Origin of the sequence: Massilia aerilata (assembly GCF_042656905.1) — a bacterium.
Lineage (GTDB): Bacteria > Pseudomonadota > Gammaproteobacteria > Burkholderiales > Burkholderiaceae_D > Telluria > Telluria aerilata.
Genome location: NZ_JBHSMZ010000001.1, coordinates 884,156 through 907,066, shown reverse-complemented (window position 1 = coordinate 907,066; position 22,911 = coordinate 884,156). Strand labels below are relative to the sequence as shown.

Genomic DNA, 22,911 nt, shown 5'->3' with positions numbered 1-22,911 from the left:
GCCAAAAACCGGGCTCTGACCCCGGTTTGAGGAAGCGCAATCAGTGCTTGTGCTCGCCGATCAGTGCCAGCGAGTCGTGCTCGCGCTGGTTGGCGGCGTGGCGGCGGCCGATCATGTACATCAGGCCGGCGAGGGCGAAGCCGAACAGGATGATGATGACGTTCATGTCCAGGTGCAGGGTGAGCATGATGGCGTACACGGCCATCATGGTCAGGATCGACAGGTTCTCGTTGAAGTTCTGCACGGCGATCGAGTGGCCGGCGCTCATCAGCACGTGGCCGCGGTGCTGCAGCAGGGCGTTCATCGGCACCACGAAGAAGCCCGACAGCAGGCCGATGAGCAGGAGCAGCGGCGCGGCGATGGTCACCGAATACACCATGGTCATGCTCATCACGACGATGCCCATGATGATGCCGAGCGGGATCACGGTCAGCGATTTCTTCAGCGGGATCATCTTGGCCGCCATCGCGGCGCCCACCGCCACGCCGACCGCCAGCACGCCGATCAGGGTGGTGGCTTTGTCGAGCGGCATGTGGAGCGAGCGCTTGGCCCATTCCAGCAAGATCAGTTGCAGGGACGCGCCGGCGCCCCAGAACAGGGTCGTCACAGCCAGCGAAATCTGGCCCAGCTTGTCCTTCCACAGCGTGGCCGAGCATTCGGCGAAGTCGGCGATCAGCTTGAGCGGATTGCGTTCCTGGTGCTCGTAGCGGGCGCCGGTGTCGGGGATGCGCAAATTGAAGATGGCGGCCAGCGCGTAGACGGCGATCAGTACCGCCAGCGAAGCCTTGACGGGGGTGTCGATGCCGGTGTCGAACATGGGAACGTCGAGCGTCATCAGCCAGGCGCCGCCGTGGGTGCTGACCAGCGCGCCGCCCATCACGGTGCCGAAGATGATCGACATCACGGTCAGCCCCTCGATCCAGCCATTCGCGGCGACGAGTTTTTCCGCGGGCAGGAGTTCGGTCAGGATGCCGTACTTGGCCGGCGAATACACGGCGGCGCCAAAGCCGACCACGGCGCAGGCGATCAGCGGATGAACACTAAAGAAGATGAGACAGCAGCCGGCCACCTTGATCAGGTTGGCGATGAACATGACGCGGCCCTTGGGCATCGAGTCGGCGAACGCGCCGACGAACGCAGCCAGCAGCACGTAGAACAGAACGAACGACAGCTTCAGCAGGGGCGTCAGGGAGGGCGGGGCTTTCATCGCCGTCAGCAGACCGATCGCCACGAAAATCAGTGCGTTATCTGCCAGCGACGAAAAGAACTGCGCCGCCATGATGGTATAAAAACCACGATTCATTCGAGAATTTCTAAAAACAGTGTGGGTTGCTTTATACCATGAAAGGCCGCCAGCCCAAAGAAATCGACAATACCCCATTTCAATAGCAGGCGCCAAGTTGGTGCTAACTTGGCGCTAAAATAGCACTTCTGTTCGACTGACGAGCCCCCATCTTACGCCCATGCCACGTCCTCTCCACGCCATCATCCATCTCGACGCCATGCAGCACAACCTGGCCCGGGCGCGCGCCTGCGCGCCGACGGCCAAGGCCTGGGCGGTGGTCAAGGCGAACGCCTATGGCCACGGCCTGGAACGGGGCATGCGCGGCTTCGTGCAGGCCGACGGCCTGGCCCTGATCGAGACCGAGAACGCCCTGCGCCTGCGCGAACTGGGCTGGGTCAAGCCGATCCTTTTATTAGAGGGAATCTTCGACACGGCCGACGTGCCGCTGCTGGCCGAGCACAATATCAACAGCACCGTGCACTGCATCGAGCAGGTCAAGATGCTGGAATACACCCAGCTCTATCGTCCGATCGACGTCCACCTCAAGATGAACACCGGGATGAACCGTCTCGGCTTCCGCCCGGACGAGTACGCCGCCGCCTACAATCGCCTGCGCGCCATTCCCGGCATCCGCAACATCACCCTGATGACGCACTTCGCCAACGCCGACGAGCTGGAGAACCCGCGCCTGTCGATCGCCGAGCAGGTGCGCCGCTTCCGCGAGGGCGCCGCGGGCCTGGAAGGGCAGCGTAGCCTGTCGAATTCCGGCGGCGTGCTGCACCAGGCGGCGCTCGCCAAGGAGCTGCACAACGACTGGGTGCGCCCCGGCGTGATGCTGTACGGCGGCACCCCGGGCGGCGGCGTCACGGCGCGCGAATACGGCCTGCTGCCGACCATGACCCTGAAGTCCGAGATCATCGGCATCCAGCAGCTGCAAAAGGGCGACACGGTCGGCTACGGCAGCCGCTTCGAGGCGCCGGGCCCGATGGCGGTGGGGGTGGTGGCCTGCGGCTATGCCGACGGCTACCCGCGCCACGCCGAGCACGGCACCCCGGTGCTGGTCGACGGCGTGAAGACCCGCCTGGTCGGCCGCGTCTCAATGGACATGATGACCGTCGACCTGAGCCCGGTCGTCAACGCCCGCGTGGGCAGCAAGGTCACCCTGTGGGGCGACGGCCTGCCGATCGACGAGGTGGCGAACGGCGCCGGCACGATCGGCTATGAATTGATGTGCGCCCTGGCGCCGCGCGTGCGCGTCCATGAAGGCCGCGTCGGAACCGACTAAACCCTATATATAAGCAATGGCAAAATCCCGAACCAGTTTCGTCTGTAACGATTGCGGCAGCGTGGCCAGCCGCTGGACCGGCCAGTGCGGCGACTGCAAGGCATGGAACACCATGACCGAGCAGGTCGAGACCGCCGGCCTGAACCGGATGTCGCAGACCCCTGGCATGCACAAGAGCCTGGCGCAGACCGCGCCGGTGCTGTCGCTCGCCGACATCGACGCGACCGACGTGCCGCGCTTCGGCACCGGCATCGAGGAATTCGACCGCGTGCTGGGCGGCGGCCTGGTCGCCGGCGGGGTGGTGCTGATCGGCGGCGACCCCGGCATCGGCAAATCGACCCTGCTGCTGCAGGCGCTGGCGAATCTCGCCACCACCCGCAACACCTTGTATGTGTCGGGCGAGGAGTCCGGCGCCCAGATCGCCCTGCGCGCGCGCCGCCTGCAGGTCGAGGCCAGGGAGCTCAAGCTCCAGGCCGAGATCCAGCTGGAGAAGATCCTCGGCACCATCGCCGACGTCAAGCCCGACGTGTGCGTGATCGACTCGATCCAGACCCTGTACTCGGACGCGCTGACCTCGGCGCCCGGGTCGGTCTCCCAGGTGCGCGAATGCGCGGCCCAGCTGACCCGGGTCGCCAAGCAGACCGGCGTGACCATCATTCTGGTCGGCCACGTGACCAAGGAGGGTTCGCTCGCCGGTCCGCGCGTGCTCGAGCACATCGTCGATACCGTGCTGTATTTCGAAGGCGATACGCAATCCAGCTTCCGCCTGGTACGGGCGATCAAGAACCGCTTCGGCGCCGTCAACGAGCTGGGCGTGTTCGCGATGACGGAAAAGGGTTTGAAGGGCGTGTCGAACCCGTCGGCCTTGTTCTTGTCGCAACACGACAGCCAGGTCCCGGGGTCTTGCGTGATGGTGACCCAGGAGGGCACGCGTCCGCTGCTGGTCGAAATCCAGGCCCTGGTCGATACCAGCCACCTGCCGAACGCGCGCCGCCTGTCCGTCGGCCTGGAACAGAACCGCCTGGCGATGCTGCTGGCGGTGCTGCACCGCCATGCCGGCATCGCCGCCTTCGACCAGGACGTGTTCATCAACGCGGTGGGCGGCGTCAAGATCACCGAGCCGGCCGCCGACCTTGCCGTCCTGCTTGCGATTAATTCATCGATGCGCAGCAAGCCGCTGCCGCGCGGCCTGGTGGTATTCGGCGAAGTCGGCCTGGCCGGCGAGATCCGCCCGGCGCCGCGCGGCCAGGAACGCTTGCGCGAGGCCGCCAAGCTGGGCTTCTCGGTGGCCGTGATTCCGAAATCGAACGTGCCGAAACAGCCGATCGAGGGCATGACCATCGTTGCGGTCGAACGCATCGACGAAGCCTTCAATAAATTACGCGAATTGGATTGAAGCTTTATAATTTGTGGTTTGTTCCATATTGGCACCACATGCTTAAAGCGTCATGACAGATCAAAGGCAATCGGCTCGCAAGATTGTGAAAGTAAAGGCGGTGCTCGCGATGGAGGGCCAGGCGCCCTTGCTCGGGAAGACTTCGGATGTGGGCGTCAACGGCGTCAGCGTTGCGGTGCAGAATCCTCTGCAGATGGGGCAGACCGGGCAGGTCAGCTTCGATTTGCTGGTCGAGGGCAAGCTGATCCCGATCGCGGCGCGCGCCCGGGTGATCTACTGTATTTTCGGCGGCGGCGAATTCAAGGTCGGATTCCAGTTTCTCAACCTGGATCTCACGGCAATGACGCAACTTTCACGCTTCCTGCGTTAATAACAACTCAACATCAAAACGAAAGCGGCGAGCGCCCTGAGGGCCTCGCCGCTTTTTCAATTTGGCCAATTGGCCATATACGCTATTCGTGATAGCGGTCGCGCAGTTTTCCCGAGCAGCCGTGGCCTTCGCAGATGGCTTCGAAGAGCACGAGCCCGGCAATACCTGCAATCACACCTGTAACAATCAAACCCAGCATGGACTTCAAACGCCGTTCGGCGAGTCCCCCGATCGATTCCGCACGCTCTGCAAGCGCGGCATGCACACGCTGAATAAATCCTCCAATCCACCTCTACATCTTCAAGCTAGCAGACGGCCAGCTATTTACAAGAGACTTTTTATTCTGTTCCGAAACATCGGTTCTGTCTGTATGTGACATGCATAAAAGCAATTCTTACGACGGCGCCAGACCTGTCATAAAGCCGTCATATTTGCTCGCTACACTGCGCAGCATCAACACCGCGTCACCACCCTTAACCAAAGTACAACAAGGACTTGATATGCGCATGAAGCAACTGCTGGCAACCCTGATCATCGGCACCTCGGCCGCTTTCGCAGGCAACGCGATGGCCGCGGACATCACCGGTGCAGGCGCTACCTTCCCGTACCCGATCTACGCCAAGTGGGCCGAGATGTACAAGAAGGCCACCGGCAACGGCCTCAACTACCAATCGGTCGGCTCGGGCGCCGGCATCAAGCAGATCAAGGCCAAGACGGTGGAATTCGGCGCGTCCGACATGCCGCTGCCGGCTGAGGAACTGAACCAGGCTGGCCTGTTCCAGTTCCCGGCCATCATGGGCGGCGTGGTCACCGTCGTCAATCTGGACGGCATCGCACCGGGCCAGCTGAAGCTGACCGGTCCGGTCGTCGCCGACATCTACCTGGGCAAGATCACCAAGTGGAACGACCAGGCGATCGCCGCCCTGAACCCGGGCGTCAGGCTGCCGGCCGAAGACATCACCGTCGTGCACCGCGCCGACAGCTCGGGCACCTCCTTCCTGTTCACCGACTACCTGTCGAAGACCAACCCCGAATTCAAGGCCAAGATCGGCGCCGGCACCGCGGTCAAGTGGGCCACCGGCGTGGGCGGCAAGGGCAACGACGGCGTCGCCGCCAACGTCCAGCGCATCAAGGGTTCGATCGGCTACGTCGAGTGGGCCTACGCCAAGAAGAACAAGATGAGCCACACCCAGCTGAAGAACCGCGACGGCGCCTTCCTGCAGCCTGACGACGACGCCTTCAAGGCCGCCGCCGCCAACGCCGACTGGGCCAAGACCCCGGGCTTCTCGGTGGTCCTGACCGACCAGCCGGGCAAGGCAGCCTGGCCGATCACCGGCGTGTCCTACATCCTGGTGCACAAGGTCCAGGAAGACGCCGCCAAGGGCAAGGAAGTCCTGAAGTTCTTCGATTACGCCTTCAAGAGCGGCGACGCCGCCGCGACCGAACTGGACTACGTGCCGATGCCCGATTCGGTCACCAAGCTGGTGCAGGATGCGTGGAAGGCGAACATGAAGGACGCTTCGGGCAAGGCGATCTGGTAATCACCCCCGTCATTCCCGCGCAGGCGGGAATCCAAGTTCTACCAGAGCTGTCGAAACGCCTGCAAACATGGCGGAATAGTGCCGGGGGCACTATTCCGCCTTCGCGGGAACGACATGCTAACGTGAATAAACAAATGAGCGCACAAGACGCCGCAGTCAACCAAGAGGCCAGCCAGGCCGCGCTGGCCGACGCCAGCCACGCCCGGCTGCGCAACACCATGCGCAAGCAGCGCATCCAGGATTTCTTCTTCCACAAGATCACGCTGCTGTTCGCCGCCTCGGTGCTGGTGGTGCTGGTCGGCATCATCGTCTCGCTGGCCGTCGGCGCCGCGCCCGCGTTCAGGGAGTTCGGCGCGCATTTCATCGCCCGCAACGAGTGGGATCCCGTCAACGACCAGTTCGGCGCCCTGATCGCCATCACCGGCACCCTGGCGACCTCGCTGATCGCGCTGCTGGTGGCGGTGCCGATCAGCTTCGGCATCGCGCTGTTCCTGACCGAAATCTGCCCGGCCTGGCTGCGCCGCCCGATGGGCACCGCGGTCGAGCTGCTGGCCGGCGTGCCCTCCATCATCTACGGCATGTGGGGCCTGTTCGTGTTCGCGCCGCTGTTCGGCGACCACATCCAGCCGCTGCTGAAAAAGACGCTCGGCGTGCTGCCCTTGATCGGCCCGATGTTCCAGGGCCCGACCATGGGCCTGGGCATCCTGACCGCCGGCCTGATCCTGGCCGTGATGATCATCCCCTTCATCGCTTCCGTGATGCGCGACGTGTTCGAGATCGTCCCCGCGGTGCTGAAGGAATCGGCGTACGGTCTCGGCTGCACCAAGTGGGAAGTGGTGCGCAAGATCGTGCTGCCTTACACGCGGGCCGGCGTGGTCGGCGGCATCATGCTGGGCCTGGGCCGCGCGCTCGGCGAGACCATGGCCGTCACCTTCGTGATCGGCAATGCCAACGAGATTTCGTGGTCGCTGTTTGCCGCGGGTAACTCGATTTCGTCGACCCTGGCGAACGAATTCGCTGAAGCCACCACGACGATGCACGTGTCCTCGCTGTTCGCACTGGGCCTGATCCTGTTCGCGATCACCTTCATCGTGCTGTCGGCCGCCAAACTGATGTTGCTGGGGATGTCCCGCAAAGAAGGAGCCAAATAAATGGAAGGCGTCATGAACCCCGTCTACCGCCGCCGCCTGCTGGGGCACCGCATCGGCATCGCGCTGTCGGTGCTGGCCATGGTGGTCGGCCTCGGCTTCCTGGCCTGGATCCTGTTCACGCTGCTGGTGCATGGCTTCGGCGCGCTCTCGCACACCCTGTTCGCGCTGGATACGCCGGCGCCGGGCAGCGAAGGCGGTATCCGCAACGCCATCGTCGGCAGCCTGCTGATGGTCGGCCTGTCGACCGCGGTGTCGACCCCGGTCGGCATCCTGGCCGGCATGTACCTGGCCGAGTACGGCCAGAACAGCAAGTTCGCCGCCGTCACCCGCTTCGTCACCGACATCATGCTGTCCGCGCCCTCGATCGTGATCGGCCTGTTCGTCTACGCACTGCTGGTGCCGCGCATGGGCCACTTCTCGGGCTATGCCGGGACGCTGGCGCTGTCGCTGATCGCGATCCCGGTGGTGGTGCGCACCACCGACAACATGCTGCACCTGGTGCCGAACAGCTTGTTGGAAGCGGCCTTCGCCCTCGGCGCGCCGCGCTGGAAAGTGGCGATGACGGTGCGCCTGCGCGCCGTGAAGGCCGGCGTCGTCACCGGCGTGCTGCTGGCCGTGGCCCGCATCTCCGGCGAGACCGCGCCGCTGCTGTTCACCGCCCTGAACAACCAGTTCTTCACCGCCGACATGAACCAGCCGATGGCCAACCTGCCGGTGGTGATCTACCGCTTCGCCATGAGCCCTTATGAAGACTGGCAGTCGCTGGCCTGGGGCGCCGCGCTGCTGGTGACCTTCAGCGTGCTGCTCCTGAACATCCTGTCGCGTACCCTGTTCCGCCAAAAGAATCCGCAATGACCACGACCAAGACCAAGACCATCGAAGTGCAGGGCCTGAACTTTTATTACGGGAAGACCCAGAGCCTGAAGAACGTCAACCTCGACATCCACGACAAGCAGGTCACGGCCTTCATCGGCCCCTCGGGCTGCGGCAAGTCGACCCTGCTGCGCACCCTGAACCGCATGTACGATTTGTATCCAGGGCAGCGCGCCGAGGGTTCCATCCTATACCGCGGCCGCAACATCCTGGAGCAGGGCGTGGACGTCAACATGCTGCGCGCCAAGGTCGGCATGGTGTTCCAGAAGCCGACGCCGTTCCCGATGTCGGTGTATGACAACGTCGCCTTCGGGGTGCGCCTGTACGAGAACCTGTCGAAGGGCGAGATGGACGAGCGTGTCGAATGGGCGCTCAAGAAAGCGGCCCTGTGGACCGAGGTCAAGGACAAGCTGAACAAGAGCGGCCTGTCGCTGTCGGGCGGCCAGCAGCAGCGCCTGTGCATCGCGCGCGGCGTTGCCGTCAAGCCGGACGTGCTGCTGCTCGACGAGCCGACCTCGGCGCTGGACCCGATCTCGACCGCCAAGATCGAAGAATTGATCAGCGAACTGAAGCGGGACTACACGATCGCCATCGTGACCCACAACATGCAGCAGGCCGCGCGCTGCTCGGACTACACCGCCTACATGTACCTGGGCGAGCTGGTGGAATTTGGCGAGACGGACCAGTTGTTCATGAATCCGGCCAAAAAAGAAACCCAAGACTACATCACCGGCCGCTTTGGGTGAGGGACTCGGCAACCTATTGCGCGGCTGCTGGCCCGGCCTGCGATGCTCGCCATACCGTAAGTATGGCTGCGCTTCTCGGCCACCCCAGCAGCCGCTCGCTACGGTTGTCGAGCCCCTCGTGAAGCTAAAGGTCTGCTGACAAGTTAATATAACGATATTCGACAGGAATAATTATGGTAGGCGATCACTCTTCTAAACAGTACGACCAGGAACTCGAAGCCATCCGCTCGAAGGTGCTGCTCATGGGCGGCATGGTGGAAACGCAGTTCGACGAGGCGCTCAACTGCTTCCGCGTCGGTAACATCGACCTGGCGGACAAGGTGATGGCGGACGACCAGGCCGTCAACCAGCTCGAAGTCCAGCTGGACGACGCCTGCAGCCACCTGATCGTGCGCCGCCAGCCGGCCGCGAACGATTTGCGCACCGTGATGGCGACCATCAAGGTGATCACCGACCTCGAACGCATCGGCGACGAGGCCGCGAAGATCGCGCGCACCGCCAAGAGCCTGCACGAGCGCGGCATGGTCAGCTTCAATCACTACGACATCGTGCGCACCATCTCGCGCAACACCGCCGACATGCTGCACGACGCCCTCGACGCCTTCGCGCGCCTGGACGGCAAGACCGCGCTGCAGATCATCGCCCGCGACGACGAAGTCGACTTCGAATTCCGCACCATCCTGCGCAACATGATCACCTTCATGATGGAAGACCCGCGCACCATCTCGTCGGCGCTGGACACGCTGTGGGTGGCCAAGGCCATCGAGCGCATCGGCGACCATGCCAAGAACATCGCGGAATACGTGATCTACGTGGCGGAAGGGCGCGACATCCGCCATTCCAAGCCGGCCGCGCTGGCCGGCCAGGCGGAAGGCTGAACCGATGGCGTCCAACACGAGCGTCCTGATCGTCGAGGATGAACCGGCCATCGTCGAGCTGGTGAGCTATTCGCTGCGCGAGACCGGCTGGGAGATCCGCACCGCCGCCAACGTGGCCTCGGCCTGGGACTCGATCGTGCACGGGCGTCCCGACCTGCTGCTGCTGGACTGGATGCTGCCCGACCAGAGCGGCCTGCGGCTGCTGTCGCGCCTGCGCGGCGACCGCGACTTCCAGGACATCCCGGTGATCATGCTGACCGCGAAGAGCATGGAAGAGGACAAGATCGCCGGCCTGAACACGGGCGCGGACGACTACGTCACCAAGCCTTTCTCGCCGAAGGAGCTGCTGGCGCGCGCCAAGGCCCTGTTGCGGCGCAAGAGCCCGCACCTGGCCGAGGCGCCGCTGAACGCGGGCCCGGTGGTGCTCGACCCGGGCAGCTGCACCGTCACCCTGGACGGGCGCCAGCTCGAGATGGGCAACGCCGAATACCGCCTGCTGAAATTCCTGATGGCCCACCGCGAGCGCGTGTTCTCGCGCAGCCAGTTGCTCGACAAGGTCTGGGGCGACGCCTCGGCGGTCGAGGAGCGCACCGTCGACGTCCACGTGCTGCGCCTGCGCAAGGCCCTGAAGGAAGCCGAAAAACTGATCAAGACGGTGCGCAGCGTGGGCTACATGCTGACCGAGAAAGAGCTGTAAGTGCAAGCCGCTCCCGACGCCACGCCGGATGCCACGCCGGACTCCGCAACCGGGGCGACGCCCGCACCCGGCGCGCCGGCGCATGCGGGCATGCATCCGCGCCTGCTGTTCTGGGTGCCGGCGCTGCTGCGCCTGAGCCTCGTGTTCGTGGCCGCCGGCATCGCATGGTGGCTGTTCGGCCTGGTGGCCGGTCTGGCGCTGGCGCTGGCGATCACCGTGGCGCTGCTGGTGGTGCAGCTGTCCTACCTGCACCAGCTGGGCGAGTGGCTGCACCATCCGCACAGCAGCCGCCTGCCGGACGGCTGGGGTTCCTGGACCGACGTCTTCGCCCGTCTGTACAGGCTGCGCCGCGACGACGAGCGCAACCAGCAAGAGCTGGCCGAATGGCTGGCACGCTTCCGCCAGGCCATGCACTTGCTGCCGGAAGGCGTGGCGATCATGGACGACGTGCTGTTCCTCGAATGGTGCAACCCGACCGCCGAGCGCCACCTGGGCCTGACCCTGGACAAGGACAAGGGCCGCCGCGTCACCAACCTGATCCGCCATCCGGAATTCATCGACTACATCATCCTCGGGCGCTACGAGCAGCCGCTGACGCTGGCGATCCGCAACCGCAAGCTGGTGGTGCAGATCATCCCGTTCGAGAACCGCCGGCAGATCCTGGTGACCCACGACGCCACCGAGACCGAGCGCATCGAAGCCATGCGCCGCGACTTCATCGCCAACGCTTCGCACGAGCTGCGCACGCCGCTGACCGTGATCGTCGGCTTCCTCGAGATCGCGCTGGCCGATCCGGGCATGGACGAGCGCACCCGGGTCGCCCACCTGAAGCTGATGACGGAGCAGGGCCAGCGCATGCAGCGCCTGATCGAGGACATGCTGACCCTGTCGCGCCTGGAGTCCGACGAGTACCCGCTCAAGCGCGAGCGGGTCGACATGCACGCGCTGGTGGAGCAGGTGGCGGGCGATGCGCGCGCCCTGTCGAACGGCCGCCACGACATCGAGTTCTCGGTCGAGGGGCCGGACGTGATGGGCAGCTGGGACGAACTGCGCAGCGCCTTCGGCAACCTGGCGACCAATGCGGTGCGCTACACGCCGGAGGGCGGGCGCATCCTGCTGTCCTGGACGCGCGGCCCGAACGAGCTGCGCTTCACGGTGGCGGACACCGGCATCGGCATCGACGCGCAGCACATCTCGCGCCTGACCGAGCGCTTCTACCGCGTCGACAAGAGCCGCTCGCGCGAGACCCAGGGTACCGGCCTGGGGCTGGCGATCGTCAAGCACGTTCTGCTTCGGCATGGCGGCAAGCTGGCGATCCGCTCGGAGGCGGGGAAGGGGAGCGTGTTTACGGCATCGCTGCCGAATACCTCCTTGCCGGGCTAGGCTTCCCTGGCCATCAACCTGACGGCCAGGGAAGCCTTGTCGTGCACATCCAGTTTTTGATAGATCCGCTGGAGGAAATTGCGGACGGTGGCAGGGGCCAGGTTCAGGCTGCGCGCCACCTCCTTGTGCGATTTTCCCTGGGCAAACAGCTTCGCCACCGCGGCCTCGCGCAGAGTCAGTCCTGAGGACGCGAGCGGCAGCGCTGTCATGAGCCACACGCTGCCGAACCGGCGCAGACGCAGTTCCACCGGCAGCGTGCTCATCGCGTAGGCGCTCCCGGTTGCTAGCCGATGCCGGACCAGAGCCGGCACCAGCGGCCCACGCCAGCCCGGGAATTCCGTGCACAGCATCTCGAACAGCCTCGGACTGCAGAAATTGAAGGCGCCCGCCGCGCTGACAATGGCGAACGGCGCCGCCTGTTCCTCGCAGCGTTGCGCCAGCGCGCGGTTGATCTGCAGCGCTTGCTGGATATGCGGCGCGAAGGATTCGATGATGGATTCGTCGGCAGGCTTGAAAGGCTGCTCGTCGCGGGCGCGGTACAAGGACAGTCCTTCGAGATAGCCGGGCACCCCGTTCGTGGTAGCGACCACCAGGCCGTTCATGTGGCGAAACCGGGTCGTGTAGTCCAATACGATGGCGACCTTCGGCGCGGAGTAGCGCTGGCGCGCATTGTAATTGCACGCGCGCCCGGGGGTGCTGGCCACGGTCGACAGCACGGTGTCGAGCTTCGATATTTCTTCCCAGTGCAGGGGCATCGACTCGGGTTCCCGAAACAGGATCGAACTGCGCACTGTCGCACTGCCACCCGCCATGTCGACGCCGATCAGGCGCGCCGTGTCGAAGCGGACCATGGACTGGAGATGGTCGAATATCGCCACTTGAAACTGGTCGATTGCCAGGGTAAGGCAATCGTCGTACAACTTCAGTAGTGCGCGGCTGACGGGATGCATGGGACCTCAGGCCAGCCGATGAAGCTGTTCCGGTTCCCACATGTCGGAGGAAACTTCGAGATGGGGAAAGTGGCCCGTCTTGACCGTCAAGATGCCCGCTTCCGGAAAGCGAAGGCGTATCGCCGGGATCGCCGTCGCAGGATCGACGAGTGGGTCGCAGGAACCCAGGACAGCCGTGACCGGGCCGCGGAACTCGACAGGCCCATCCGCACGAGGGATGAGGAAATCGTCCAGGGTCGAACGGAAGGACGCGAAATCGAAGGTCTGGCGTTCACCCAGTAGCGCGACGAAGGCATCCATTTTTTCGCGGCTCGCAGCGCCCCAGTAACAATCGAAAAGATTCCGACTCGCCAGCAATACTTCCAACAGCGCCCAGAAATTCGTGCGCGAAGGTAGTTGCCGGTAAGTGCTTAGCACCGGCGCCAGCGTTTCGGCACCCGTGCGCGCCAGCTGTGCGCGCGCCAATCCGGCGAATGCCGCCGGCACGTCGAACACGGGGGCGAGCATCACCAGGCTGCTCACGCGCGCGGGCATGCAGCGCAGCAGGTGTACAGCCAGTTCGCAGCCAAATGAACTGCTCAGCAAATGCACGGGGCCGCCAAATGCATCGGCGCAGCGGCGCAATTTGTCCTCGACCGCCCGAAGCAGCGCCGCCATCGCGTCGTCCGCCGCTGGACGCGGCTGGTCCCACCAGTCGATGTGCGCAAGGTCTTTTATCCAAAGGCGTTCCACGCGCGATGACGCGCCCGGTCCGCCGTGGAGGAAGAGTGTCGATGGGGCCTTGAGCGGGCGTTTCACTTCCTTGCCTCCAAAAACGGACATCCATCCACCGGCGTAGTGCATTTGCATCATGTTCAAAACACTGGGCGCTCGATAGACTCGAATAGCAGTCCAGGCCAGATTACCAGACCGAACCCGGCGGTTGGTGCCTGTTTTGCCACATTCCATCCGTTTGCAAGTGAATTGGGGGCGCCATGAACACTCGACATTTCTTGCTGGCCACGTTTTGCCTGTTGAGCGCTTGTGGCGGTGGTGGGGGTGGCGGCGAAAGCGCAGCGCCGGCGCCCGCAGCGAATGAACTGCTGGCCACCGAGGCCAAATTCAGCGGCATGATTAGTGCCGGCGGCACACCCGTGCAAGGCGCCGAGGTCTATTTGCCGACGCCGACTGGAACCTACAAAGCCTCAACCGACAGCGCCGGGCAATACGCCTTCAAGGTGAATGTCGCCGACTTCGGTAGCGTCAACCCGATCATGCTGGGTGTGTACAAGGATGGATACGCCGCCATGAAGTTTTTTTACACCGGTCCCCTCGCTGCTCGCACCAACTACGTCGTCGGCGCCGCCGACGGCGCCATGAAAACCCTGGGGCCTAACGAATTTACCTCCCGCCAATTCAGCGACATCATCCATTTGGGCGATGAGAATTTTTCAGGCTCGAACAATTCGCAGTTGCAGACGGCAACCCGCGGCAATGACATCATCCTGCCCCTGTTCGACTTGCCGGCCAACGCCTCTGGCAGCGCACGGACGGCGCTCGTGCGCGTCCTGATTCGCGGCCTTCAAGGGCAAGATCAGACGCAGCCAGGCTACGCGGCCCTGGTCGACAGCGCAGGCAATTATGTCGGCGCGCCGTACCAGCTGGTATCGAACTCCGATGCAGCCGGCGGGTACACCGAATATCGGATGAGCTTCAATGTTCCGGCGACGGCGCCCGCCGGAGCCATCCGTTTCGTCATGAGGACCGGGGTCAGGGGCACGGATTTTGACGACCTCGAATTCACCGGCATATCGGTGCAGCTGCAGTAGGCTACGATGCGGAGGGTGTATGAGAACGGATAACCCGGCCATCTTGCGTTGGCTAAGAGGAGGAGTAGCGCTCCTGGTTGCAATCGCAATGCCGCTGGCGCCGGCCCAGACCAGGGCGGAGCTGGAAAGCCAGTACCGTTCGACCTGCACCCCCGACTTCCTGAGCGCCAATCCGGAAATGCGCGACACCTGCAAGACGATTCGCGCCACGATCGATGCCATGGCGACGCCGGACATGCGGGCGCAGCCCGCCGCCGCACCAGGCCAGGATGCCGGCTTCGTCGACAACACGGCGCAATGCAAATGCAACCGCAAGCTGGGCAGATGCAGCGCCAGCGCATCGATCAAGTCGAAAGTGATCAGCATGCATGCTTACGGACGCTCGTCCAAGGTCGTTGTGCATGTGAGCCCACCGGCTGGGCAATGTTCGGAAGTCACCGTATTCCTTCAGGAGAGCGCGCAGCTCGGCGCGAAGCTGAACCGGGTTGGCCATCCATTGCACCGTGTGGTCACCGGACCGACCGACATCGAGTGGACAAACGGCAGCACGCCCGCGACGTCGCTGGCCTACGCGATACTTCACGAAGATACAGAGTGCTATATCTGCGAGGGAGCGGGCAGAAGCGCCGGCTCCGAGGCCGGTGTGGATCAGGAACTGAAAAGCGAGATCCGCGATTCGTACGAGATGCAATACAAGGACTGTCTCAAGGGCCGCCTGACAGGCATGGACGCCAACGTCAAAATCGCCCCCGCCTTGATGGCAAAAACTTGCGAACGTTTGCGCGAAGCCTGGGAGAGAAATCGATAGCGTGCGGGTCACGCCGGGTTTGAACGCGGGGGGCGGCTTCACCCTTGCTTAAGCCAGGCCGGGATCGACTCGGGTTACAATCCCATCTTTCCCCCTAGCTCCGGATCCATGCCGTCTCGACGCTCCCTCCTGCTCGCCCCCGCCGCGGCCCTGCTGCTCGCCGCCTGCGGCTCCACGCCTACCCAGCCGCCCACCCAGATTCCCGCCAGCCCCGCGGTGGCGCCGCAGCCGCGCCACGTCAAGATCGGCCTCGCCCTCGGCGGCGGCGCCGCGCGCGGCTTCGCCCACATCGGCGTCATCAAAGCCCTGGAAGCCCAGGGCATCGTGCCCGACTTCGTGGTCGGCACCAGTGCCGGTTCGGTGGTCGGCGCCATGTACGCCTACGGCTACAACGGCTTCACGCTGCAGAAGATGGCGATGGAGATGGACGAGGCTTCGATCTCGGACTGGGCCCTGCCTTTCTTCAGCAAGTCCTCGGGCGTGCTGAAAGGGGAGGCGCTGCAGGCCTATGTCAACAAGGCCGTGCACAACCAGCCGATCGAAAAGCTCAAGATCCCCTTCGGCGCGGTGGCCACCGACCTGAAGACCGGCCAGCCGATCCTGTTCCGGCGCGGCAATACCGGCCAGGCGGTGCGCGCCTCCTCGGCCGTGCCGAGCGTGTTCCAGCCCGTCAGCATCGCCGGCAAGAGCTATGTGGACGGTGGCCTGGTGGCGCCGGTGCCGGTGCGCTTCGCGAAAGAGATGGGCGCCGAGTTCATCATCGCCGTCAATATCTCCAGCGCCACCGAGGCCCAGGCAACGGCCAGTTCGCTTGACGTCCTGATGCAGACCTTTACCATCATGGGACAGCGCCTCAACCAGCACGAGCTGAAGGATGCCGACGTCGTCATCACGCCGGCCCTGGGCGCCATGGGCAGCGCCGATTTCAACGGCCGCAACCTGGCGGTGCTGGCCGGCGAGCAGGCCGCCGCATCGGTGATGTCGCAGCTGAAGGCACAGCTCAAGGCCAAACAGCTGAGCCCGGCGCCTACCCGATAACAACGACCACAACAAGGAAGAAGAAAATGCAAACCAAGCCCGTACTGACCCTCGAAGACGTCAAGAAGATCGCCGCCGCCGCCGAAGCCGAGGCACTGGCCAACAAGTGGAACGTGGTGATTACCGTCGTCGACGACGGCGGCCACCTGCTGTGGCTGCAGCGCCTGGACGGTGCCGCGCCGATCTCGTCCTACATCGCGCCGGAGAAGGCCAAGACCGCCGCGCTGGGCCGCCGCGAGTCGAAGGCCTACGAAGACATGATCAACAACGGCCGCGTGTCCTTCCTCAGTGCGCCGGAACTGCAGGGCATGCTGGAAGGCGGCGTGCCCATCGTGGTCGACGGCCAGACCATCGGCGCGGTAGGTGTTTCCGGCGTGAAATCGGCGGAGGACGTGCAGATCGCCAAGGCCGGCATCGCGGCCCTCGGCCTGTAATTTCCTGGCGGAACGGCAGGGGAATGTAAGGACCATGGATTGCCGGACAGGCGGATTCGCGCTATAATTCGGAAGTTTATCTACTTACTCACCTGCCGTAGCGCATACCCACTTACATCATCATTCTGTAGACCTCGCGCCCACGGTAGATCCATCGTCGCGGCGTACCCAAGGTCAGTCTGACGTGGCGCGGCTACGGCAACTTTATTGGAGAGTTGCCCTTGCCGCCATTTTTTTCTGGCCCAGCCGTCCCAGCCATCCTGGCCCTCGCAGACGGAACCATTTTCAAAGGTCATTCGATTGGAGCCATCGGTCACACGACCGGTGAAGTGGTGTTCAACACCGCGATCACGGGCTACCAGGAAATCCTTACCGACCCCAGCTATTCGCGTCAGATCGTCACCCTGACCTACCCGCACATCGGCAACCAGGGCGTGAACCCGGCCGACGTGGAGGCATCGAAAGTGCATGCCGCCGGCCTCATCATCCGCGACCTGCCGCTGCTGGCGTCGAACTTCCGCTCGACCCAATCGCTGGGCGACTACCTGAAGCAGGAAAACGTGGTCGCCATCGCCGGCATCGACACCCGCAAGCTGACCCGCATCCTGCGCGAGAAGGGCGCCCAGAACGGCGCCATCCTCACCGCCCAGCAGGGTGTCGAGCCGTCCGAAGCGCGCGCGCTGGAACTGGCGCGTTCCTTCCCGGGCCTGAACGGCATGGACCTGGCCAGGGTCGTGTCGGTGAAAGAGCCGTATGAATTCAGCGAGACCGAATGGAAGCTGGGCCAGGGCTTCGGCAAGCAGGACAATCCCCGGTTCCACGTGGTCGCCTTCGACTACGGCGTCAAGCGCAACATCCTGCGCATGCTGGCCGAGCGCGGCTGCAGGATCACCGTGCTGCCGGCGCAAGCCACCGCCGCCGAGGCGCTTGCCCTGAACCCGGACGGCATCTTCCTGGCCAACGGCCCCGGCGACCCGGCCGCCTGCGACTACGCGATCGAAGCGACGAAGCAGGTGATCGATTCGGGCATCCCGACCTTCGGCATCTGCCTCGGCCACCAGATCATGGCCCTGGCTTCCGGCGCCAAGACCGTCAAGATGAAGTTCGGCCACCACGGCGCCAACCACCCGGTGCAGGACCTGGATTCCCGCAAGGTCCTGATCACTTCGCAGAACCATGGCTTCGCGGTGGACCAGGAAACCCTGCCGGCCAACTGCCGCGTCACCCACGTCTCGCTGTTCGATGGCTCGCTGCAGGGCTTCGAGCGCACCGACAAGCCGGCGTTCTGCTTCCAGGGCCACCCGGAAGCCTCGCCCGGCCCGACCGACGTTTCGTATCTGTTCGACCGTTTCATCAGCCTCATGCAAGCTCAGGAGAAAAAATAAATGCCAAAGCGTTCCGACATTAAAAGTATCCTGATCATTGGCGCCGGTCCGATCGTGATCGGCCAGGCGGTGGAATTCGACTACTCGGGCGCCCAGGCCTGCAAGGCCCTGCGCGAAGAAGGCTACAAGGTCATCCTGGTCAACTCGAACCCGGCAACCATCATGACCGACCCGGAAACGGCCGACGTCACCTACATCGAGCCGATCACCTGGAAGGCGGTCGAGCGCATCATCGAGAAAGAGCGTCCGGATGCGATCCTGCCGACCATGGGCGGCCAGACCGCGCTGAACTGCGCGCTGGACCTGCACAAGCACGGCGTGCTGGACAAGTACAAGGTCGAGCTGATCGGCGCCTCGCCGGAAGCGATCGACAAGGCCGAGGACCGCGCCAAGTTCAAGGACGCGATGACCAAGATCGGCCTGGGCTCCGCCCGTTCCTACATCGCGCACTCGATGGACGAGTCGCGCGCGGCGCAGCGCGAACTGGGCTTCCCGGTCATCATCCGTCCGTCCTTCACCATGGGCGGCTCGGGCGGCGGCATCGCCTACAACGAAGAAGAATTCGAAGCGATCTGCAAGCGCGGCCTGGAAGCCTCGCCGACCTCGGAGCTGCTGATCGAGGAATCGCTGCTGGGCTGGAAAGAGTACGAGATGGAAGTGGTGCGCGACAAGGCGGACAACTGCATCATCGTCTGCTCGATCGAAAACCTGGATCCGATGGGCGTCCACACCGGCGACTCGATCACCGTCGCGCCGGCGCAGACGCTGACCGACAAGGAATACCAGATCATGCGCAACGCGTCGATCAACGTGCTGCGCGAGATCGGCGTCGACACCGGCGGTTCGAACGTGCAGTTCTCGATCAACCCGGCCGACGGCCGCATGATCGTCATCGAGATGAACCCGCGCGTGTCGCGTTCGTCGGCGCTGGCCTCGAAGGCCACCGGCTTCCCGATCGCGAAAATCGCGGCGAAGCTGGCGGTCGGCTTCACGCTCGACGAGCTGCGCAACGACATCACCGGCGGCGCGACCCCGGCGTCCTTCGAGCCGTCGATCGACTACGTGGTCACCAAGATCCCGCGCTTCACCTTCGAAAAATTCCCGGCCGCGGACAAGCACCTGACCACCCAGATGAAATCGGTGGGCGAGGTGATGGCGATCGGCCGCACCTTCCAGGAATCCTTCCAGAAGGCCCTGCGCGGCCTGGAAGTGGGCGTGGACGGCCTGAACGAAAAGACGCGCGACCGCGAGAAGATCGAGGAAGAGCTGGGCGAGCCGGGTCCCGAGCGCATCTGGTACGTGGGCGACGCCTTCGCCCAGGGCTTCACCCTGGAAGAAGTGCATGCGCTGACCAAGATCGATCCGTGGTTCCTCATCCAGATCAAGGAAATCGTCGACATCGAGCTGTGGCTGGATCACCAGAAGCTGGAAAGCCTGGACAAGACCGTCCTGTACAAGCTGAAGCAGAAGGGCTTCTCGGACCGCCGCCTGGCCTTCCTGATGCACGTGAAGCCGGAAGAGATCCGCAAGCGCCGCCACGAGATGGGGATCCGTCCGGTCTACAAGCGTGTCGACACCTGCGCCGGCGAGTTCGCGACCAACACCGCCTACATGTACTCGACCTACGATGAAGAGTGCGAGTCCGCGCCGACCGACAAGAAGAAGATCATGGTGCTGGGCGGCGGTCCGAACCGGATCGGCCAGGGCATCGAGTTCGACTACTGCTGCGTCCACGCGGCCCTCGCCATGCGCGAAGACGGCTACGAGACCATCATGGTCAACTGCAACCCGGAGACCGTGTCGACCGACTACGATACCTCGGACCGCCTGTACTTCGAATCGCTGACCCTGGAAGACGTGCTGGAGATCGTCGACCTCGAGAAGCCGGAAGGCGTCATCGTGCAGTACGGCGGCCAGACCCCGCTGAAGCTGGCGCTGGACCTCGAAGCCAACGGCGTGCCGATCATCGGCACCTCGCCGGACATGATCGACGCCGCCGAAGACCGCGAGCGCTTCCAGCAGCTGCTGCAGAAGCTGGACCTGCGCCAGCCGCCGAACCGCACCGCGCGCACCGAAGAGCAGGCGCTGGCGCTGGCCACCGAGATCGGCTACCCGCTGGTGGTGCGCCCGTCCTACGTGCTGGGCGGCCGCGCGATGGAGATCGTCCACGAGCAGCGCGACCTCGAGCGCTACATGCGCGAAGCGGTCAAGGTGTCGAACGATTCGCCGGTGCTGCTGGACCGCTTCCTGAACGACGCGATCGAGGTGGATGTGGATTGCATCTCGGACGGCGAGACCACCTTCATCGGCGGCGTGATGGAACACATCGAACAGGCCGGCGTGCACTCGGGCGATTCGGCCTGCTCGCTGCCGCCTTACTCGCTGTCGCAGGAGACCATCGATGAGCTGAAGCGCCAGACCTCGCTGATGGCGAAGGCCCTGAACGTGGTCGGCCTGATGAACGTGCAGTTCGCGATCCAGCGCGCGGAAGTGGACGGCAAGGTCCAGGACACCGTGTATGTGCTGGAAGTGAACCCGCGCGCCTCGCGCACCGTGCCCTTCGTCTCGAAGGCGACCGGCCTGCAGCTGGCCAAGATCGCGGCGCGCTGCATGGTCGGCCAGACCCTGGCCCAGCAGGGCATCACCAAGGAGATCGTCCCGCCGTTCTACAGTGTCAAGGAAGCCGTGTTCCCGTTCGTGAAATTCCCGGGCGTGGACACCATCCTCGGCCCGGAAATGAAGTCGACCGGCGAAGTGATGGGCGTCGGCATGACCTTCGGCGAAGCCTTCGTGAAATCGCAGCTGGCGGCCAGCGTCAACCTGCCGACCTCGGGCCGCGTGTTCCTGTCGGTGAAGGGTTCCGACAAGCCGCGCACCGTGCAGGTGGCGCGCGACCTGGTGAAGCTCGGCTTCTCGCTGGTGGCGACCAAGGGCACCGCGGCGGTGATCTCCGCCGCCGGCATCCCGGTCGCCCCGGTCAACAAGGTGCTGGAAGGCCGTCCGCACATCGTCGACATGATCAAGAACCACGAGATCGCGATGGTGGTGAACACGGTGGAGGAAAAGCGCAGCGCGATCAACGACTCGCGCACCATCCGTACTTCGGCCCTGCAGTCGCGCGTCGTGACCTACACGACCATCGCCGGCGCCGAGGCGGCGGTGCAGGGCATGCGCCACCTGGACGAGTTGCGGGTCTATGATTTACAAGGCCTTCATAAAACACTAAACTAAGCGTCAGAAGTAGTACAGTAGCAAGCATTACAGACCACACAGCTCGCGCGGCGCGCCGCGAGGGCTGTGTGGTTTTACTTTTAGATAGCGACTATAGCGACGACCATGAATACACCACTGACCAAACACGGCGCCGAACTCCTCAAGGACGAGCTGCACCAGCTCAAGACCAAGGAGCGCCGCAACGTGATCGATGCGATCGCCGAAGCGCGTTCGCATGGTGACTTGTCCGAAAACGCGGAGTACGACGCCGCCAAGGAACGCCAGGCCTTCGTCGAAGGCCGCATCGCGGAACTGGAATCCAAGCTGTCGACGGCCCAGGTCATCGACCCGGCCACCCTCGACGCCGAAGGCCGCGTGGTGTTCGCCTCCACCGTCGACCTCGAAGACCTGGAAAGCGGCCAGAAGGTGACCTACCAGATCGTCGGCATCGACGAAGCGGACCTGAAGCTGAACAAGGTGTCCGTCACCTCGCCGATCGCGCGCGCCCTGATCGGCAAATACGCCGGCGACGTGGTCGAGGTGCAGGCCCCGTCCGGCCCGCGCGAATACGAGATCCTCGAAGTCCGCTACATCTGAGGCGGGCGATGATCGCCACGCTGCGACTGCTGCTGGCGGCCCTGTGGGCGGGCAGCGTCTGGGCGGTCAGCTACCTGGCCGCGCCGAGCGCCTTCGCGGTGCTCGACAGTGCCCAGGCGGGGAACGTGGTCGGCGTGATGCTGACGCGCCTGGCCTGGTTGTCGATCGCGCTGGCGCCGCTGGTGCTGCTGCTGGTGTGGCGCTCCGGCGATCTGGATGCGCGCAGGCGGCGCTGGCTGATGTGCCTGGCATGCGGCATGCTGGCCTGCAGCCTGGCCGTCTACCTGGGCCTGCAGCCGGCGATGGCGGCGATCCGCGAAGCCGCCGGCCCGGCCGGGGTGAGGGCCTCGCCGCAGTGGGGAACGTTTGCGGCGCTGCATGGGCTGTCGCAGGTGCTGTATTTGCTCGAATCCGTTTTGGGAGCGATCCTCGTCGCCAAATCACGGTGATGTTTGCGTGGGCTCGGGGAGCCCACCCTACAGCCCATGACGTAGGGTGGGCACCCCGTGCCCACGTGTCAGCAAGACGAAAAAAAACCGGGGCAGGCCCCGGTTGATTTTTTGAAGCAGCGCAGAATTTGTTCGACGCGCTCGTGTGCGCGTCTCACTTCAGCGCATTCTTCTTGCTGCTGGCCTGGCGCGTTTTGGCGCGCTTGATGTTGCCGCCCTGGGTCACGCGTTCATTTCCCTTCAGCAAGATCTTGGTGACGCTCGGCTTCTTGGTGCCGCTCGGGCTCGGCTTGACGATGGTGACTTCGCGCATGCCCTTGCCGGCCTTGGCCGTACGTTCCTTGACCGCTTCCTTCTTCGGGCGATACAGGACAAGCAGTTTGCCGATATGCTGTACCGGCGCGGCTTCGAGTTCCTCGCAGACCTGCTCGTAGATGGCGATGCGCGCTTCGCGGTCGTCGCCGAGCACACGTACCTTGATCAGGCCGTGTGCGTCCAGGCTGGACGAGATTTCTTTTTTGACGGACTCGGTCAGGCCGGCTTCGCCGATCATGACGACAGGGCTGAGCCCGTGAGCTTCCGCACGGAGGGCCGCGCGCTCGGCCGGTGTAAGTTTGATCATAA

At 64.1% G+C, this 22,911-nt stretch carries 23 protein-coding genes; 18 read left to right on the top strand and 5 right to left on the bottom strand.

Features of this window, described 5'->3' with window-relative positions:
* Positions 1-40: 40 nt before the first annotated feature.
* Positions 41-1,303 (bottom strand): lysophospholipid transporter LplT, encoded by a 1,263-nt coding sequence (gene lplT / locus ACFPO9_RS04095; protein WP_379767421.1) that lies wholly within the window; start codon positions 1,301-1,303, stop codon positions 41-43.
* Positions 1,304-1,463: 160 nt separating this feature from the next.
* On the opposite strand from lplT, the gene alr reads away from it, so the two are divergent.
* Genes alr through ACFPO9_RS04080 form a run of 3 tightly spaced genes read left to right on the top strand, consistent with a single transcriptional unit; the run spans position 1,464 to position 4,336 of the window.
* Entirely contained in the window at positions 1,464-2,570 is a 1,107-nt protein-coding gene (gene alr / locus ACFPO9_RS04090) for an alanine racemase (RefSeq protein ID WP_379767418.1), read from the top strand.
* Between the two features lie 16 nt (positions 2,571-2,586).
* Positions 2,587-3,966 (top strand): DNA repair protein RadA, encoded by a 1,380-nt coding sequence (gene radA / locus ACFPO9_RS04085; RefSeq protein ID WP_379767416.1) that lies wholly within the window; start codon positions 2,587-2,589, stop codon positions 3,964-3,966.
* A 52-nt stretch (positions 3,967-4,018) separates the two neighbouring features.
* Positions 4,019-4,336 (top strand): PilZ domain-containing protein, encoded by a 318-nt coding sequence (locus tag ACFPO9_RS04080; RefSeq protein WP_379767414.1) that lies wholly within the window; start codon positions 4,019-4,021, stop codon positions 4,334-4,336.
* A gap of 82 nt (positions 4,337-4,418) precedes the next feature.
* Here the strand turns inward: ACFPO9_RS04080 and ACFPO9_RS04075 are convergent, their stop codons facing one another.
* Positions 4,419-4,601, bottom strand: coding sequence for a hypothetical protein (locus ACFPO9_RS04075; protein ID WP_379767411.1), 183 nt, complete (start codon positions 4,599-4,601; stop codon positions 4,419-4,421).
* 235 nt (positions 4,602-4,836) lie between these two features.
* On the opposite strand from ACFPO9_RS04075, the gene pstS reads away from it, so the two are divergent.
* The 7 genes from pstS to phoR all read left to right on the top strand — a co-directional run bounded on the left by pstS (position 4,837) and on the right by phoR (position 11,605).
* Positions 4,837-5,877, top strand: a complete 1,041-nt coding sequence (gene pstS, locus ACFPO9_RS04070) for a phosphate ABC transporter substrate-binding protein PstS (protein ID WP_379767408.1) — start codon at positions 4,837-4,839, stop codon at positions 5,875-5,877.
* 218 nt (positions 5,878-6,095) lie between these two features.
* Complete coding sequence (gene pstC / locus ACFPO9_RS04065) at positions 6,096-7,028, top strand: phosphate ABC transporter permease subunit PstC (protein WP_379767614.1); 933 nt, start codon at positions 6,096-6,098, stop codon at positions 7,026-7,028.
* Positions 7,029-7,040: 12 nt separating this feature from the next.
* On the top strand, positions 7,041-7,883 hold the full coding sequence (pstA, locus tag ACFPO9_RS04060) for a phosphate ABC transporter permease PstA (RefSeq protein ID WP_379767405.1): 843 nt from the start codon (positions 7,041-7,043) through the stop codon (positions 7,881-7,883).
* The gene (gene pstB / locus ACFPO9_RS04055; RefSeq protein WP_379767402.1) at positions 7,880-8,647 is read left to right on the top strand and encodes a phosphate ABC transporter ATP-binding protein PstB; all 768 of its coding nucleotides are present in this window, start codon (positions 7,880-7,882) and stop codon (positions 8,645-8,647) included. The genes pstA and pstB overlap by 4 nt, the downstream gene beginning before the upstream one ends.
* A 173-nt stretch (positions 8,648-8,820) precedes the next feature.
* Entirely contained in the window at positions 8,821-9,525 is a 705-nt protein-coding gene (phoU, locus tag ACFPO9_RS04050; protein ID WP_379767399.1) for a phosphate signaling complex protein PhoU, read from the top strand.
* A gap of 4 nt (positions 9,526-9,529) precedes the next feature.
* Positions 9,530-10,222, top strand: a complete 693-nt coding sequence (locus tag ACFPO9_RS04045) for a response regulator (protein WP_379767396.1) — start codon at positions 9,530-9,532, stop codon at positions 10,220-10,222.
* 90 nt (positions 10,223-10,312) lie between these two features.
* Positions 10,313-11,605 carry a phosphate regulon sensor histidine kinase PhoR gene (gene phoR / locus ACFPO9_RS04040; RefSeq protein WP_379767611.1) on the top strand — a complete coding sequence of 431 codons (1,293 nt, stop codon included), beginning with the start codon at positions 10,313-10,315 and terminating at the stop codon, positions 11,603-11,605.
* On the opposite strand, the gene ACFPO9_RS04035 is transcribed toward phoR, so the two are convergent.
* Both ACFPO9_RS04035 and ACFPO9_RS04030 read right to left on the bottom strand, forming a co-directional pair.
* A complete protein-coding gene (locus ACFPO9_RS04035) occupies positions 11,602-12,555 on the bottom strand; it encodes a helix-turn-helix transcriptional regulator (RefSeq protein ID WP_379767393.1) in 954 nt (317 codons plus the stop codon). The genes phoR and ACFPO9_RS04035 overlap by 4 nt on opposite strands.
* A gap of 6 nt (positions 12,556-12,561) precedes the next feature.
* On the bottom strand, positions 12,562-13,398 hold the full coding sequence (locus ACFPO9_RS04030; protein WP_379767390.1) for an alpha/beta fold hydrolase: 837 nt from the start codon (positions 13,396-13,398) through the stop codon (positions 12,562-12,564).
* Between the two features lie 131 nt (positions 13,399-13,529).
* Between ACFPO9_RS04030 and ACFPO9_RS04025 the strand changes: the two genes are divergently transcribed.
* From ACFPO9_RS04025 to ACFPO9_RS03990, 8 genes are all read left to right on the top strand, one after another.
* Positions 13,530-14,363: a hypothetical protein gene (locus ACFPO9_RS04025; RefSeq protein WP_379767387.1), complete on the top strand. Its 834-nt coding sequence runs from the start codon at positions 13,530-13,532 to the stop codon at positions 14,361-14,363.
* A 19-nt stretch (positions 14,364-14,382) separates the two neighbouring features.
* Positions 14,383-15,171: a hypothetical protein gene (locus ACFPO9_RS04020; protein WP_379767384.1), complete on the top strand. Its 789-nt coding sequence runs from the start codon at positions 14,383-14,385 to the stop codon at positions 15,169-15,171.
* 108 nt (positions 15,172-15,279) lie between these two features.
* On the top strand, positions 15,280-16,209 hold the full coding sequence (locus ACFPO9_RS04015) for a patatin-like phospholipase family protein (RefSeq protein ID WP_379767381.1): 930 nt from the start codon (positions 15,280-15,282) through the stop codon (positions 16,207-16,209).
* Positions 16,210-16,235: 26 nt separating this feature from the next.
* Positions 16,236-16,643: a GlcG/HbpS family heme-binding protein gene (locus tag ACFPO9_RS04010; RefSeq protein WP_379767378.1), complete on the top strand. Its 408-nt coding sequence runs from the start codon at positions 16,236-16,238 to the stop codon at positions 16,641-16,643.
* Between the two features lie 221 nt (positions 16,644-16,864).
* The gene (carA, locus tag ACFPO9_RS04005; protein WP_379767376.1) at positions 16,865-18,028 is read left to right on the top strand and encodes a glutamine-hydrolyzing carbamoyl-phosphate synthase small subunit; all 1,164 of its coding nucleotides are present in this window, start codon (positions 16,865-16,867) and stop codon (positions 18,026-18,028) included.
* Positions 18,029-21,259: a carbamoyl-phosphate synthase large subunit gene (gene carB / locus ACFPO9_RS04000; RefSeq protein ID WP_379767373.1), complete on the top strand. Its 3,231-nt coding sequence runs from the start codon at positions 18,029-18,031 to the stop codon at positions 21,257-21,259.
* 105 nt (positions 21,260-21,364) lie between these two features.
* Positions 21,365-21,838 (top strand): transcription elongation factor GreA, encoded by a 474-nt coding sequence (gene greA, locus ACFPO9_RS03995; RefSeq protein ID WP_379767370.1) that lies wholly within the window; start codon positions 21,365-21,367, stop codon positions 21,836-21,838.
* An 8-nt stretch (positions 21,839-21,846) separates the two neighbouring features.
* Positions 21,847-22,287 carry a DUF4149 domain-containing protein gene (locus ACFPO9_RS03990; RefSeq protein ID WP_379767367.1) on the top strand — a complete coding sequence of 147 codons (441 nt, stop codon included), beginning with the start codon at positions 21,847-21,849 and terminating at the stop codon, positions 22,285-22,287.
* A gap of 154 nt (positions 22,288-22,441) precedes the next feature.
* On the opposite strand, the gene yhbY is transcribed toward ACFPO9_RS03990, so the two are convergent.
* Positions 22,442-22,909, bottom strand: a complete 468-nt coding sequence (yhbY, locus tag ACFPO9_RS03985; RefSeq protein WP_379767364.1) for a ribosome assembly RNA-binding protein YhbY — start codon at positions 22,907-22,909, stop codon at positions 22,442-22,444.
* Positions 22,910-22,911: the final 2 nt, after the last annotated feature.